This window comes from Njordella calcicola (genome assembly GCF_056494125.1).
Map to the genome: position 1 here is coordinate 2,693,479 of NZ_CM151396.1, position 15,150 is coordinate 2,708,628.

The window sequence follows — 15,150 nt, forward strand, 5'->3', positions numbered from 1 at the left end:
GGTCTTCTGTCTTTGCAATGCTCCCGGCTTGTCCTGGAGATTGTTACGTTTCTCGCTACATCCCTACGAACAAACGACCCCTCTACCACTAATGCTCCTGGCTTGCCCAGGAGATCGTTCCGTTTCTTGCTAGAGGGCGCTGCGGCAAAGCAAGAAGCCGAACGATCCACCGGACGAGCCGGTGGGATTCCCGCTATGGCGGGCTCTTTGCTGTAGCGAGAAACCCAACCAACCACTGGACAAGCCAGTGGGATTCGGTTCGCGCTGTGGTGCAAACATCGAAGCGAAGCGGGGTCTTGTGCCCGGACTTCGCAATGAGATTGTTGCGCTAAGAGAGACCGAATTTCTTAGGGCAGCAGAATCAGGGCAGTAGAATAGATTCCTTGACCATTCTCCTGCCCCCATTCTCTTGCACTGACCTCGCCATGGGATTGGTGCGCTAAAGCATGACGTGCGCGCATGTCCGATTGGGGCTTACCCCCATCGGACACCGCTTTGGAGCTCTAGCAGGAGAAGGCGGGGACGCGGACGAACTTAGCACACCAATCCTATTGCGACACGTTGGGGCAAGCCCAACGGTCGCCCAGAGCTCGCGATCTCCGAACGTTGTGCCTTGGTCTTCTGTCTTTCTAATGCTCCCGGCTTGTCCGGGAGATTGTTACGTTTCTCGCTACATCCCTACGAACAAACGACCCCTCTACCACTAATGCTCCTGGCTTGCCCAGGAGATCGTTCCGTTTCTTGCTAAAGTCGTTACTGCAAAGCAAGAAGCCGAACGATCCACTGGACGAGCCGGTGGGATTCCCGTTATGGCGGACTCATTGCTGTAGCGAGAAACCCAACCAACCACTGGACAAGCCAGTGGGATTCGGTTCGCGCTGTGGTGCATGCATCGACGCGAAGCGGGGTCTTGTGCCCGTTTCGCGAGAAGATTGTTGCGCTAAGAGCGACCGGATTTCTTATGGCAGGAGAATCAGGGCAGTAGAATAGATTCCTTGACCATTCTCCTGCCCCCATTCTCTTGCCCAGTCTTCACAATAGGATTGGAACGCTAGAGCATGACATGCGCGCAAGTCCGTTTGGGGCTTGCCCCGTCGGACACCGCTTTGGAGCTCTAGCAGGAGAAGGCGGGGACGCGGACGAATTTAGCACACCAATCCTATTGCGACGCGTTGGGGCAAGCCCAACGGTCGCTCAGAGCTCGCGATCTCCGAACGTTGTGCCTTGGTCTTCTGTCTTTCCAATGCTCCTGGCTTGCCCAGGAGATCGTTCCGTTTCTTGCTAAAGTCGTTACTGCAAAGCAAGAAGCCGGTAAGCGTCCACCACAACCAGTTGTTGGGGTTAGTTGGATTGGCCCTGGGTTTGCTGGCGTTTGAGTTTGGCGGAGATGATTCTGCGGGCTCGTGTTATCTGCTTGCGGTCTGATTTATAGCGGCTTTCCTCTTCCCGGTACTCGCGAATCGCTTCGGGATGCTCCTGCTTCCATACGTCCGGCAAAAGTTTCTCGTATTGAGTCTCGCCTGCTAGTACGCGATCCAAAATGTCCTTCAAGTACTGCCAGACATCCAAGTGGTGACGTTTGGCACTGCTCACAATGCTCATCAACCTAGCCACCCGCTCGCCAGATTCCACGTTGCCAACAAACAACCAGTTCTTCCGTCCCAATGCCACCTGACGCATCAACTGCTCTACGCGATTGTTGTCGATCGGAATCTGGCCATGCGCCGTGTAGATCGTCAGAGCATCCCAGTGGTTACGGATATATCCCAACGCTCCTGCCATGTCCGACTTGGGAAACAATTGCCCTTCATCCAAACTATCAATGTACTTCTTCATCGCCTCCAACAACGGTACCGCATAACGCTGACGATGCTCCACTCGTGATTCCGCATTCATCCCCTGCTCGCGCACGTTCACATCGTAAAGCCCCTGCAGCATATCCAACAGCTTTTGCCGATACGGATTCTCCTTGGACACCTCGTAAACCTTACGACGCGCATGCGCCCAACAAGCCGCGAACTGCAAGCGATCGCGGTTATCAAGCACCACGGCTTCATTTCCTGAGAAACAATCACCTTGAATAATACAGCGACTCTCTCGAAAGAATTCATCCGGGCCATCCCGGTGACGCGATATCCGAAAGTCAAAGATGTTATAGGGCGCTTGATCTAGACCCCGATAAGCCCACATCTTCCCTATCAAGCTATCTTCACCCTTGCCTTTCGCTTCACGCATCTTCTCGATCAACCGCTGCGTCTTCAGGTCACCGGGTTTAACCTTCGGCTCCTCCTCTGGCATCAGCATTCGACAACTGCTTTCATCCAGTCCGACTGCGGAGTCCTTCTGCACACGCCTGGCCATGAACATGAAGAACCCAAGCAACGCAAAGTCCACTTGCACCATCAGATTCTGCAATGTCGAACGACTGGGCGTCCAACCACTGCTGGCAAAGACATCCGTCTGACGATACAGCGGAAGATGCAAGTCAAGCTTCTGAGCGACCACCACCGCACCGATACTCGAATCGTATTTGTTACCCTCAACCAATCCGGTTGGTCGCTCGGCAGAAACGATTCCATGCTCTTTGCAACATGGGCAGCCATACTTGGGGTTCTCGATCACTCGCTTATAAAGCTTGGCTGGTTCATAAACCAAGGTTTCGGTCCTATCGACACCGATCATCGCCATGGGACCATGCTCTGGACAGATGCGATCTTGCTCTGGAACATCGCGAAGTTCCTTCACTTCAGGAAGGTGCGACGGGAGCGATTCATTGCGTTTCTTCTTGGCTTTGGGCGTGCTTTTGGATTGAGCGTCATCCAGAACCTTTTGTGCTTCGGCCTCCGCTTCTTGCCGAGCTTGCTCAAGTTCTTCTTGCGAATCGAAGGGGAGCCAAGGAGTCGCACCGGGCGAAATATGCTTCTCTTTTTTCTTGTGCATGTTGGCAAGCATCGCTGCCAACTTGCGGTACTCTGTCTCGAACCATTGGAGCTTGGCCTTGAGTTGCTCGTTCTCTTTCTGCAGCAATTCGATTGCCGAGAGAGGCTTGTCAGATGGATGATTATTCGAGGTCGCGTCTTGCATACTTATTGAACGCATGAAGCCCTAAAGTGGTTCCGCAATATCTTCAAAAAAGAGTAACTTGATAAAGAGATTTTACAAGCCTGATGACGAGGTAGTATTGTTGCTAACATGAGCCTGCACCGAGAATCGTTTTCGACGCTTGATGTTGGAGACATCGATGCCACTGAGCAACATGGAAAGCTGAGCGTGATCAATGACTAGGCTCTTGGACTGGCTTGAAGTAAGTGGCACCTGGATGGTACCAGCTTCTAATCTTTTCATGAAGATGGCGAGCCCATCTCGATCCCACCAGAGTATCTTGACGCGATCACGACGACGATTGATGAACATGAAATAATCACCAAGTCGAATATCGCGTTGAAAGTTGGCTTGGACGATGGCGTGCAGGCCATCGTAGGAACGTCTCATGTCGACCGCTTGCATGTAGAGGTAGACCCGAGTGGTTGAGGCGACAGCGAGCATAGACGGACTCAATAAGTTGCGGATGGCTAATTGCGAACAATGAGTTGCTGGAAACCGGCGTCTAGATGATCGCCGGAGTCATGCTGTCGAGCGGCCCATGTCAACAAAGTCTCGACAGCGCTGGAGGAATCAGAGCGGCAAAGGATCTTGATGCCACGTGTTTCGATGGTGAAGTGAAGCGTATTGTTGCTTGAATCGGATTGCGTTTGGCTTGGTGACGTTGCGCTAAGAGTTGTTGGATTAGGATTAAGGGCTGTTGGACTGGAGTGAAGCTTCTTTCTCCAATAGTTGAAGACATGGAACGAAAGGTTTTCATTTCGACAGAACTGAGCGATGCTAAGACCCGACGACTGAAAACGTAGGAGTCGTTGAGCCCAGAGTTGGGACTTGGAAAGATCACGAGTCATGCTGTAGGTTCCTGGCATAGAGGTTTCGGCAACCCCATCGGTCGCCGTTATCAAACCCTACCCTCCAAATCAAGCCCCCGCCGACTAAAAACCCACTGGTTCTGATGTACGCTTACAAACAGGTTTCTGATGAAATTGGCTATTAGAGTCCGTCTGGGTAGAAAGTCGTTCGAAGTTCCGGCACTGAATTGTTTGTTCGTTCCGGCCTACAAGAATGGACATCGCTGGACGATCGCGTGCGAGAGGTCTGGACCAAGGCCCGCAAGAACATACGATTCAAGCAACTGAGTTTCGAAGATGCTCGGCTGCTTCGATCAGAAGCCAATGCCTTCGTGGCCTTCGATGTAGCGTTGATGTCGGATGATGCTCGTGTCCTTACAGCTTGCAGCTACCTGTTATGCAATGGACAGTTGGATGTCCAATTACCGCTGCCAGAGGTCTAGCATGATGAAAGACTATCAGCAATTTGAACTGAGTAACGAGTGCAACTTGCCTTTAGTGGCTGAGCAATTCGAAGATCCATGTCAGCATGAGAAATCCGCATTTAATGGACAATCATCAACACAAATTCTGGCCATTGAGCTGCGTTCTAGCTCGTTCTTGAGCCCTGCAAACCGCTACTCAAAATCAGTTTAGTAGCTGGTAATTCTGTAGAGAAAAACATTGAGAAACCGCAAAGCTGGGGGGAAGGACCATCCACAGCTCGCAGCCGTTTTACTCACTCGTTACTATCTCTTACTTGGTGAACATTGCTTCGGAGGGATCCACACAATTGACGATAAAACAACTACTATCAATATAACTATATATCTGATGCTAACGACTGCGATATGATTCTCATCGCGGAAAATGTTTGTGCTCGTAATATCTGCGGCCCCTTCACTATTTCCAATCCGAAATGGCGGAAAATACTCACCAGAAGAAATATCTGATTGTCGATCCCATGGCACGGTGTAAAAAGAGATCTCTACCCCTCCCGGCGAGAAAAGTAGCCTACTGTCTGGTGGATAATAAAACGCGATGAATACAACTTGCGTAGCCAACAATACAACAAAGTTTAGCAACGAGCAGCACAAATGATTGATCCTAAGGGCTATAGCAATCCATGAAATAGACGTTCTCCAAGTGCACCTAAGTATTGCAATCGCCATACTTAACACGCAAATCGCGAGAGATAAAGCATATCCCCCTGCAGGATGCGCAGGAAAATCGCTACCCAAGTAATTATGCCAATCGAAAATACTGTTGACATTATCTTTTCGGGTCTCCACTACTTTCTCCTACAAACGAGCAGCTAAAATCCTTACAACATTCCCAGTCAAGATCTATTTTGTATTCGCCTTGTCCTTCGCCCTTATGATAATCCTGTATCCAGCGGTTGCCAGTTTTCGGGTTTTCTTCCCACCCATCTCCTCCCGCTGGGAAATAACAGCAATTTGTCGGATACTTAGAAGGAGGAACGAGTTTATTTGAAAAATCCGGCGGTAGATCGGTTGAACAATAATACCGCAGAGTGACAGAAAGTGTAAAGCTGCCGCAGCCACTAGGGCTACCACCTTGTGCTGGGCTCTCTGTGAAAGGATAGTCGTAGCTCTGATCTTTTGCGAATTTTTGAACTTGCATTGCTTCAGTGCGTCGGGAGGTAAAGCCGCCGCATTCACCACCGTTGCATGGTGCATTCTTGCAAGTTGCCCTGATGAACTTAATCAAATACCCTTCGCAAGGTGCTGAAAATCTGACATAAAAGTCAATGTTTAAATTATCTTGACAATCGCGCTTATGCCGTTCACTGCCTCCATCTCTTGTTTGCACAATTATGCTAGTTCCCAAAGGATCAACATTTTCGAAACCGAAGTACGGGATTGCCAAGTTCCAGCCATCGGCGTAGCCACGGGAATCTCTTCCCAAAAACCTACCACTATGCCCACTCATCCATCTAGCTCGGAAGTAATGCAAACCGACGGTATGATCCCACTCGCGGGAAGTATAGGTGTACCTGTTGTTATAGGCGCTGGTGGCTATGACTGAGACGGATGCGTTGAGCACTGTTGGCTGACCGTAAGCGGTATAAGCGTAGCGCTCTACAACGCCGCCGCTGGAATTGGTCATAGCGTAGATCGAGTACTGTTGGTTGCGATGCTGCGCTAGTGCAACTTCTGAAGGCCAATCACTGTTGCTGATCAGCGATGAGGCTGTGCAAGTAAAGCAGGCTGCTGCGGACTCGTGTTGTGATGACTCGCTATTTGAGACTGACGCGTCAGATGACTTTGCCTGGAAAGAAAAAGAACCATTGAATGAAACAGTGGCGTTCAAATAAGGGGCATTCTGATCGCACAACGTATCCCAATCGCTAAGCGAGATTTCTCGATGCGATAAGTGTTTAACCGGAAGTGATGAGGATTGAGACTGCATGTCTGCCATTATAGAGAATGACAGTTGAGCGGTGGTGCGAGATGGGCGGGATAATTGGCAGAATATTGAGGTGGCAGCCTGAAGGGCCGTAGCAATTATTGCCGGTGTGCCGCAGGCCACCGGACTTTGAGGTTCCTTGAGACCGATAAGCCCGAAGGGCTGGCGCAAATCAATTGTCTTGGCCCTCCGGGCCTGAGGGATCAACTGCGCATGCAAACCGTGACCGGATCGGCCACGGCAGCAATTGTGACAAGCCGTTGGCTTGATGAGGCAGGTGCCTCGAGGTCAATTGGCAAGTGGACGCGTAGGCGGCTCGCCCTCCCCGGTCGCTCGTGGAACTCGCGGCCGACCCTCCCGCAAGCGAGAGGGTGAAGAAGAACGCGTACGCCTGGCGGCTGACGGTTAAACGAAGAAGGCGGAGTCGCTGGGCTACATACTACTCAGCGAACGGAGTCGCTGAGCTACTGGCTACTCAGCGAACGGAGTCGCTGAGCTACTCAGCGGGTGGAGTTGCTGAGGTGCCTTCGACATCTGGTTTAGCCGGATGCGTGGCGTCGTGCACTTTACGCAAGCGATCGATGGTCACGTGCGTGTAGATCTGAGTCGTATTCAAATTCGCATGACCCAGCAACGTCTGTAAACTTCTTAAGTCCGCGCCGTTCTCAAGCATCAACGTTGCCGTCGTGTGACGAATCACATGGCACGCGCCGCTCTTGTGAATCCCCGCCTGATCCAGATAGTCTCGCACCATCTTCGAAGCTTGACCGGGCAATAACGGCTTGCCCGTGTTGCTCAAGAAGATTCGATCTGTTGGCATTGCCGCTGGCCCCAATCGCTTGCGACCATGACCGGCCAGCAACCAAGGACGCACATCGGCCAAATACTTTTCAAGCCACTGCAAGGCTCGCACACCAATCGGTACCACGCGATCCTTACGCCCCTTGCCCAAGCGGATCATCAACAACCGACGACTGCGATCAATGTCATAAACCCCAAGCGACAGTAGCTCCTGGCGACGAATCGCACTAGAGTAAAAGATCTCCAGTAATGCTCGGTCACGGATGCCAAGCTCGTCTTTCACATCGGGCTGATTGATCAACAGTTCGACCTCGGGCTCCGTTAAGTAATTCATGGGCAAGCGAACTTCCGCTTTGGGCAGTTCCAAACTTACCGCTGGATTGAATGGCAAGTGACCCTTCAAACATAACCACTGCAGCCAGTGCGACAGGGTCGATAGATAGGACGCTTGCGTCGAACTGGCCAAGGGAGCCCCGCTGCGCAGATGGCCTACATGATAAAGGCTGCGTTGATAAGCGGCCACGTGCTCGGCAGTAACCTGTCCGATGTGATCGATGGCACGCGCCTGCAGCCAGTTAATGAAACGCCTTAAGCTTGACTTGCGGCGATCAATGGTCGACTCTGACCAGTTCAATACGCGAAGATCAAGATAGTACGCTTGCAGCAAAGATGGATACAACATGGTTGGAACCTAGAAATAAAAAGTCTGAAATGGGAAACCAGTAACCAATGCCTTAAGCCTGGCCATGGCAGATGCACCTATGGCGACAGGCAGGGGCTCTCGCAATCTGGCTTGAAAGCCAGGAGAGAGGCACTAAGATCAGATCCTAGAAGGCTTTAGATGATGGCTGCTGACCCCTGGAAGTTACCTGGAACTTCCCTGGAAGTCGGGTGTCTACGGGCAACTAGAGAAGTTCGTAGACGTACGTGGCCCCTTGTCGGCCGCGATGAGCTCGCACGTATTCTAACGATACCAAGCGGTCTAAATGCGTCGATACTTGGTAATCACTCCACTGGATCGATTCACGCAGCATGCGTCTTGTGAAACGCACTTCACAGTTGCGGACGCCGTCCCTTTTTGCGATCGATTCCACCAGTTGCTGCAACAACGTCAGACAGTTCTGTGTCTGCGGCGTCAGCTCGTCCATGCTCAGCTTCAAAATGCGTTCGACCAAACGATTGGCTAAATCAATATCGGTCTGAACCACTTCGATGCGTTCGACGCCAGCTTCGTCACAAATCACGGGACGCTGGTGTTGGTGCAATAAAGCTATCGTGCGAATCAATGTGAGGAACTTCTCATGATCGCGGCGATTGCGAGTTCGGCTGCAAGGGAACTGCATCGTCTCGGCCAGTGGGTTATCGACTTCCATCGGACGAATCACCCGCTGGGCATTGCGGTGCAGGCTGCGAATCTGCTGGGTCTGTTCCAATGAGGCTTTACCTGCTCGCGTTTCGAGTTGTCGTTGGCGCTGTTGGATCGCCAGCGTGTGTTGGCTCGATTCGTCCACGGTGAGGACAAAGCATCGATTCACCAGCTCTTCATCCAACTGCATGCGTGTGGAAGTCAGAAACAATTGCACCGGTCCTTCGACTTCATGCGTTTGCATTTGGAAGTTCCCTTGAGCGTTCTTGCCTACGGTCGCATGCGTCAGCTTACCTTCGCTCTGTAGCAGCTTCAAAGCGTACGCTGCTTCGGAGATGCCTTGATCTTCGCTAATAGCCAGTATCTTGTGAGCAATCGAGCCGGCTGGTAGGTAGTACAGCGATTGACTGGTAAGGTTACTTAATCGCAACTGATGTTCGGGTGGCATCAGATGAAGGATCGAGTCCATTAAGGTGGTCTTACCGGCTGCGCTGTTGGACCTCACGAGGATCGCCAGTGGCTTGTCTAGCAAACGACTGGTTGCCGCCAGGTACGCAGCGAGTTTATTGAAGGGCTCGCCCACCATGCCACACTGATCCAGATCGCTAATGATGCGGCTGATCAACTGGGGATCGCTCAGCAAGCCCAGTGCCTGCTGCTGCTCTTGCGGCGATAGCTCGACGGGTTTAGTAATCCCCTTGGCCGCTTCGATCTGGCGATTGCGCAGCTCTTCAATATGGAGTAAGACTTGGCCGAGATCACGCTTGATGGTGTCCTCCTCGCAGTACAACTCCACAGCGGTTGCGCGTTGGAAGCTATTGCGCGATTGAGCTTTCATCAGATCGACCGTGTCGACGTGAATCAAGTCCGCTCGCGCTGCGGTGACGTTGACCTTCAAAGATAAGCTGGATATGTTGCGATCCAGCCCTCGGATGCGATAGCTGCGGTCACCGCGTGTGATCAACACCGATTCAGATTCCACGGTGAAGCTGACGCCGCTGCCCGGCGGAACTTCATTCGTGCTCTTGCTCGTGCTCGTGCTCGTGCTCGTACTCGTGCTCGTACTCGTACTCGTACTCGTACTCGTACTCGACCCATCGCCCGTCACTTCTTGTACAGCCACTGCATCTTGCAACACTTCCTCTTCCTGAAGTCTGACTCCTGAAGCCTGATCCCTGTTCAGATCCCTTCTCTCAAGCTTGCTGCATCCCGTACCAATCACAAGCCGCTGGGGGTTCTTGCTTTTGGCATCCAGCCGCCAGCCTTCGATGCCCGAGATCACGCCAGCTTCATCCCACAGCGGGATCGTCACGTAACCACGCATCGTCTCTCGGCCATTGTCCTTGTAGATCCCCAACTGCGTTAGTCGATTGCGAATCTCTTGGCCCAGCTTCACGCGATTGCTTGGAACTTCACTGCCCAGCGAGCGATCGGAGAAGCCGACTTGGTACTGAGCCGCTTGAGCGATCGAAAGCCCAAACTGTTCCTGCAAGAAAGTTATCAGCGCCGGTCGATCCAGCATCCCTTGCAGACTATCGGCATAGGCTTCGACGGTCGCTTGCCATGGGGCTGTCAGAAAGACCTCTAAGCGTGGAAAGCTATCTTGATAAGTTCGTGATCGTTGAAGCATGAGAGCGGGTCCATCAAGAGTGTTTGTGTGGGCGATAGATGGAATCAAACAGAAGTTCTTCAAAGCAGGCCCCTTCAGCAGAACGGGCCAGCAAGGCCTTGTGCAAGGGCTGATGATGAAGAATCAAAAGAATTCTTTGGAGGCCATCGATCAGCGTCGGCATCATAGTGCAGGTCATGCTCTACAATGCAGCTACATGCGTCGCAGTTATGACGGTACTTTTACTGAATCAGTCAACAAACGTGAGCACCAAGACGATCTCCTGCTCGCTGAATCATCGTTTACCAGGGGAACCAAGCGAGAATGTACTTGCAGCTCTGCGTCACTATGGCAAAGCGTACTTGTACGATGATTCTATTCCACGATATGCGAGACATGCGCTGGACAAGATCCTCGAATGCCGCTCCGGTGCGTATGGCTCCAGTTGGTTCCGCTGCGGCCAGTGTGATTCCAAACGCATTCTGTATTCGCCATGCTCCAATCGTCATTGCCCCAACTGCGGCTGGCTCAAGCGTAAGAAATGGCTCGATACGATCCAGTCCTGGGAGCTAGATACGAAGTACTATCACGTCGTCTTTACCGCGCCGCATGAACTGACCGAGCTATTCGGAGACAATGCGGCTGAGAGCTATAAGCTGTTCTTCCAGTGTGCGCAAAAGACGCTGCTAGAAACCTGCCAAGAAGCTTTCGGTTGCCGTCCTGGGATCTTGATGACCCTGCACACGTGGGGGCAACGGATGCTGCCGCATGTTCACATCCACGTCATGATGACTGCCGGTGGCATTGACCAGGAAAGTCGACAGTGGACAGAGATCCCTTCCGATGCGCCGGCGATCCAGCCCAAGCGTCTGGCGCAGGTCTTTCGAAAGAAGTTCATCCGAGGGCTCAAGAGTCTCTTTCGACGTGGCAAGTTATTACTAAAATCCACTGCTGAGCAATTAGAAGTTCCAGACGCTCAGTCGTTGGCAGAATGGTTAACACCGATCGCGGCCAGGAGCTGGGTCGCAGATGCTCAGCTCACTCCAGATGTACTTGCCACCAAGCGACAATGCGCGGTCTACTTGTCGGAGTACGTGCAAGGCACGGCGATCAGTGACCAGCGGATCGTCAGCGATGACGGACAAAGTGTTACGATCAGCTTGTGGAATTATCGTAAGGAGCAGTACGAGAAAGAATCGATGCCCGGCGGCGAGTTCGTGCGACGCTATCTATGGCATATCGTTCCCAGAAGCGTTTATCGCATCCGTTATGCAGGCTTATTCCAAGCTCAAAACCGCAAAGCAAACATTCAGCAGACACGTGCCGCGCTGAACGCATTTAACCATCCGCGTTCAGATGATGATACGGACGATGATGACGATGTGAATATAGTTCGACATAAGTCATTACTGCAATCGAGCATTAAGGATGCAAGCAAGCTGATCGAAGAGAACCAATCGCCAAGTACCAAAGCAGAAGTCGATGACCATGCGCCGCGATGCCAACAATGCGGAGCGGAGGGCATGAGCTTCCAAGAGTATCGCAGTCCCTGGCATACGCGTGGTGATATGGGAACAGTGTATTACTTGATCAGCTACTTCGCTGTTATCTGGACATCGCTGGACGATCGCGTGCGAGAGGTCTGCACCAAGGCACGCAAGAACATAAAGTTCAAGCAACTGAGTTTCGAAGATGCTCGGCTGCTTCGATCCGAAGCCAATATTTATTCAGCGTTCGATGTGAAGTTATTAACAGATGATGTTCGCGTCATTACTGCTTGCAGCCGCATGAGCTGCATCAATCAATCAGATACTCAACTACCATTACCGGAGATTTAAGTTGAAAGAGTTGCTTAACTCTCCCGGCCAGGAGAGTGGCGAGTCTTGCGAGCCGAGAGGGGGCGTTCGAATCATAGCCCGCTTCGCTAACAAGAATTGCATTATGAGTAACGAGAGCAACTTGCCTTTAATGGCTGAGCAATTCGAAGATCCGTATCAGTCAGAGAAATCCGCATTTAATGGACAATCATCAACACAAATTCTGGCCATTAAGCTGCGTTCTGGCTCGTTCTTGAGCCCTGCAAACAGCTACTGCAAATTAGATTAGTAGCTGGTAATTCTGTAGAGAAAAACATTGAACAACCGCAAAGCTGGGGAGAAGGACCGTCCACAGCTTGCAGCCGTTTTAATCACTCGTTGCTATCTCTTACTTGGTGAACACTTGCTGAAGCGAAAATGCCATTTTTCCGTTTTGCACATGACGTAACAGCAAAAAGTTCTGTTCGCTTAATCGAAGTGCTTCGTTCACTTGGCCTGGGTTTTCACGTCGGCTCAGCGCCCGACTTCCTGTATCAATATTTAAAAGGCTATAGCTATTTGAGTCAAACCAGACAATTGATTGCGCTGTAGAGAATTCAATAGCGATCATCGACGGGCATTTCATATCCGTATGGTGATATAGTCGCTCACCATTGATGGCATTCCAGACAGTTAAATCAAATAAATAATTGCCATCATCAAAAATCGATCGAACAACGGCGACTTTCGAATAATCTGGTGATACAGCTATTTGCAGATTCGCTACTTGCCCCACACCTCCATAGTTTGGGTTTTCCTCAAACGCAAAGCTCGGACTTATGTCAACAAGACTGTTTTCTTTCAATTGCCATAAACTTGGAAAGCCATCTTTCGTGACGATAGCGACAATATTCTTATCCGATAGCCAATTAAATGCCACTCCTGTCGAACGGTCGCCCTGCGGGAGATCGATCATTATCTCATGCTCAATTGTCCCTTCGGTTTCAGGACTAAACTCTACAACAACGAATTGCTCCCAAGCAAATCGGTCTACGGTTGGTCTCAGGAGGATTGCAACGTTCGCATCTGGTTCCAACCTTACAACTCGATCGTGGTCAAGAAGTTTATGTGTGATTTGAGTCTCTACTTCTTCATGATCCATCAAGATTTTGCCGTTTCTTGATGTGCTATCGACAACATGTAACATACAGGCTGGCGATCTCACGCCGATGACGATTTGCCTACACTCCCCTGCGAAATGCCGAACACTAATTTTTCTTAGCTTCTCGCCGTCTACAGAGAAGTTATGCAACTGGCTATACTTTCCATTCGAGGTTACAAAGCTGAAGCTGTCTAGTCCGTTTAAATATGGACGCGATTCAATTGTTTGAGTCGAATCGCATCCAAAGCAAAAGAAAAGAGCGGCAATCAAAATAGAGAATTGTTTGCGTTGCATCAGATACCCTTATTTAAATAATTATCTGGACAACTTTTTTGGTGGGGAATACTTTCGCATTGGAAATGGCCGGCCTACACAACCAATTCCACGGTCCACTCCCCACGACTTGCTGTCATCTGTGCAGTAGTAGCCGTCCTTCTTATCGCTCGGGTCAACTGATCGTGCCTCGCCGGTAGTTCCAAATATGTCACACCCTGTTATTTCGGCCATTCTGTCCCTCGCTGCCTTTTGTTTCTCCTGGTCACCGCCACCGCAGGTATAAAAGAAGAGCGAACAACCGCTGCAACCGTTATCTCGGAGTTTGGTTGCAATTTCTTGCTCTAGTTGTTCGTCCCTCGATGGGAGGATAGGTGTCTTTTGTTGACCATCGCGCGGTACGTTTGTTACACCACCAACGTAGTCTGGTGCGCCTTGATGGCCGCAAAATAGTATTTCGCAACAACCTTTCTCTTCGATTGTTCTTAGGATGTCATGTTTTGCGGGGTTTTGGATCGTCGGTCCGCCATTTGTATCAATAGTCGGTGGTACTCGATCAAATGGGGGGTAGACAAAAACACAGCGTTTATTTGGTTCCTTATGCTTGTAAACATTTTCGTCACTTGGATCGCTAAAGACACAATTCCTTATTCCATGCCGATCACGATAGCAATACTTGGGCTCAGGTTTGGGCGGCACATATACTGATTGAAGCCCAAGTGGATCGACACAAATGAGTACTAATGAATCAAGGTACTCATACATATCAATGCCCCCGCGCAGCCCAATCGGATCTCTGCTCACAAATCTTCCACAATCCTGACTCACCCATCTGGCTCTAAAGTAATGCAATCCAACGGTATGGTCCCACTCTCGCGAAGTATAGGTGTAGCGATTGTCATAAGCGCTGGTGGCTATGACTGAGGCTGATGCGTTGAGCACCGTTGGCTGGCCATAAGCGGTATACGCGTAGCGCTCTATAACGCTGCCGCTGGAGTTAGTCATAGCGTAGATCGAGTACTGTTGGTTGCGATGCTGCGCTAGTGCAACTTCTGAAGGCCAATCACTGTTGCTGATCAGCGATGAGGCTGTGCAAGTAAAGCAGGCTGCTGCGGACTCGTGTTGTGATGACTCGCTATTTGAGACTGACGCGTCAGATGACTTTGCCTGGAAAGAAAAAGAACCATTGAATGAAACAGTGGCGTTCAAATAAGGGGCATTCTGATCGCACAACGTATCCCAATCGCTAAGCGAGATTTCTCGATGCGATAAGTGTTTAACCGGAAGTGATGAGGATTGAGACTGCATGTCTGCCATTATAGAGAATGACAGTTGAGCGGTGGTGCGAGATGGGCGGGATAATTGGCAGAATATTGAGGTGGCAGCCTGAAGGGCCGTAGCAATTATTGCCGGTGTGCCGCAGGCCACCGGACTTTGAGGTTCCTTGAGACCGATAAGCCCGAAGGGCTGGCGCAAATCAATTGTCTTGGCCCTCCGGGCCTGAGGGATCAACTGCGCATGCAAACCGTGACCGGATCGGCCACGGCAGCAATTGTGACAAGCCGTTGGCTTGATGAGGCAGGTGCCTCGAGGTCAATTGGCAAGTGGACGCGTAGGCGGCTCGCCCTCCCCGGTCGCTCGTGGAACTCGCGGCCGACCCTCCCGCAAGCGAGAGGGTGAAGAAGAACGCGTACGCCTGGCGGCTGACGGTTAAACGAAGAAGGCGGAGTCGCTGGGCTACATACTACTCAGCGAACGGAGTCGCTGAGCTACTGGCTACT

At 51.1% G+C, this 15,150-nt stretch carries 12 protein-coding genes; 4 read left to right on the top strand and 8 right to left on the bottom strand.

The genetic code is table 11. The features are described from left to right. Positions 1-1,341 precede the first annotated feature (1,341 nt). From tnpC to tnpA, 3 genes are all read right to left on the bottom strand, one after another. Positions 1,342-3,084: an IS66 family transposase gene (gene tnpC / locus SH302x_RS10120; RefSeq protein WP_479368608.1), complete on the bottom strand. Its 1,743-nt coding sequence runs from the start codon at positions 3,082-3,084 to the stop codon at positions 1,342-1,344. Between the two features lie 72 nt (positions 3,085-3,156). Further along, positions 3,157-3,546, bottom strand: coding sequence for an IS66 family insertion sequence element accessory protein TnpB (gene tnpB, locus SH302x_RS10125; protein WP_479363297.1), 390 nt, complete (start codon positions 3,544-3,546; stop codon positions 3,157-3,159). Between the two features lie 26 nt (positions 3,547-3,572). Then, entirely contained in the window at positions 3,573-3,953 is a 381-nt protein-coding gene (gene tnpA, locus SH302x_RS10130; protein WP_479363620.1) for an IS66 family insertion sequence element accessory protein TnpA, read from the bottom strand. Between the two features lie 188 nt (positions 3,954-4,141). Between tnpA and SH302x_RS10135 the strand changes: the two genes are divergently transcribed. Further along, complete coding sequence (locus SH302x_RS10135) at positions 4,142-4,396, top strand: hypothetical protein (RefSeq protein ID WP_479368609.1); 255 nt, start codon at positions 4,142-4,144, stop codon at positions 4,394-4,396. A 1-nt stretch (position 4,397) separates the two neighbouring features. Further along, on the top strand, positions 4,398-4,589 hold the full coding sequence (locus tag SH302x_RS10140) for a hypothetical protein (RefSeq protein WP_479368610.1): 192 nt from the start codon (positions 4,398-4,400) through the stop codon (positions 4,587-4,589). A 615-nt stretch (positions 4,590-5,204) separates the two neighbouring features. On the opposite strand, the gene SH302x_RS10145 is transcribed toward SH302x_RS10140, so the two are convergent. The 3 genes from SH302x_RS10145 to SH302x_RS10155 all read right to left on the bottom strand — a co-directional run bounded on the left by SH302x_RS10145 (position 5,205) and on the right by SH302x_RS10155 (position 10,159). Then, positions 5,205-6,062: an RHS repeat domain-containing protein gene (locus tag SH302x_RS10145; RefSeq protein ID WP_479364649.1), complete on the bottom strand. Its 858-nt coding sequence runs from the start codon at positions 6,060-6,062 to the stop codon at positions 5,205-5,207. Between the two features lie 796 nt (positions 6,063-6,858). Beyond that, positions 6,859-7,845, bottom strand: coding sequence for a tyrosine-type recombinase/integrase (locus tag SH302x_RS10150; protein WP_479364653.1), 987 nt, complete (start codon positions 7,843-7,845; stop codon positions 6,859-6,861). Between the two features lie 223 nt (positions 7,846-8,068). Continuing rightward, positions 8,069-10,159, bottom strand: coding sequence for an MTBMA_p00010-related P-loop-containing protein (locus SH302x_RS10155; RefSeq protein WP_479364652.1), 2,091 nt, complete (start codon positions 10,157-10,159; stop codon positions 8,069-8,071). A 209-nt stretch (positions 10,160-10,368) separates the two neighbouring features. Between SH302x_RS10155 and SH302x_RS10160 the strand changes: the two genes are divergently transcribed. Next, positions 10,369-11,976, top strand: a complete 1,608-nt coding sequence (locus tag SH302x_RS10160) for an IS91 family transposase (RefSeq protein WP_479364651.1) — start codon at positions 10,369-10,371, stop codon at positions 11,974-11,976. A gap of 103 nt (positions 11,977-12,079) precedes the next feature. Continuing rightward, positions 12,080-12,244 carry a hypothetical protein gene (locus SH302x_RS10165; protein WP_479364650.1) on the top strand — a complete coding sequence of 55 codons (165 nt, stop codon included), beginning with the start codon at positions 12,080-12,082 and terminating at the stop codon, positions 12,242-12,244. A gap of 99 nt (positions 12,245-12,343) precedes the next feature. On the opposite strand, the gene SH302x_RS10170 is transcribed toward SH302x_RS10165, so the two are convergent. Further along, a complete protein-coding gene (locus SH302x_RS10170; RefSeq protein ID WP_479367316.1) occupies positions 12,344-13,390 on the bottom strand; it encodes a hypothetical protein in 1,047 nt (348 codons plus the stop codon). Positions 13,391-13,411: 21 nt separating this feature from the next. Next, positions 13,412-14,677, bottom strand: a complete 1,266-nt coding sequence (locus tag SH302x_RS10175; protein ID WP_479367317.1) for an RHS repeat domain-containing protein — start codon at positions 14,675-14,677, stop codon at positions 13,412-13,414. Positions 14,678-15,150 lie beyond the last annotated feature (473 nt).

What these genes read in the sequence shown, in the direction of transcription:
- SH302x_RS10155 (WP_479364652.1), bottom strand. Translation starts at nt 10,159, where the DNA reads ATGCTTCAACGATCACGAACTTATCAAGATAGCTTTCCACGCTTAGAG.
- tnpB (WP_479363297.1), bottom strand. Translation starts at nt 3,546, where the DNA reads ATGCTCGCTGTCGCCTCAACCACTCGGGTCTACCTCTACATGCAAGCG.
- SH302x_RS10175 (WP_479367317.1), bottom strand. Translation starts at nt 14,677, where the DNA reads ATGCAGTCTCAATCCTCATCACTTCCGGTTAAACACTTATCGCATCGA.
- SH302x_RS10140 (WP_479368610.1), top strand. Translation starts at nt 4,398, where the DNA reads ATGATGAAAGACTATCAGCAATTTGAACTGAGTAACGAGTGCAACTTG.
- SH302x_RS10150 (WP_479364653.1), bottom strand. Translation starts at nt 7,845, where the DNA reads ATGTTGTATCCATCTTTGCTGCAAGCGTACTATCTTGATCTTCGCGTA.
- SH302x_RS10165 (WP_479364650.1), top strand. Translation starts at nt 12,080, where the DNA reads ATGAGTAACGAGAGCAACTTGCCTTTAATGGCTGAGCAATTCGAAGAT.
- tnpA (WP_479363620.1), bottom strand. Translation starts at nt 3,953, where the DNA reads ATGACTCGTGATCTTTCCAAGTCCCAACTCTGGGCTCAACGACTCCTA.
- SH302x_RS10145 (WP_479364649.1), bottom strand. Translation starts at nt 6,062, where the DNA reads ATGACCAATTCCAGCGGCGGCGTTGTAGAGCGCTACGCTTATACCGCT.
- tnpC (WP_479368608.1), bottom strand. Translation starts at nt 3,084, where the DNA reads ATGCAAGACGCGACCTCGAATAATCATCCATCTGACAAGCCTCTCTCG.
- SH302x_RS10170 (WP_479367316.1), bottom strand. Translation starts at nt 13,390, where the DNA reads ATGCAACGCAAACAATTCTCTATTTTGATTGCCGCTCTTTTCTTTTGC.
- SH302x_RS10160 (WP_479364651.1), top strand. Translation starts at nt 10,369, where the DNA reads ATGACGGTACTTTTACTGAATCAGTCAACAAACGTGAGCACCAAGACG.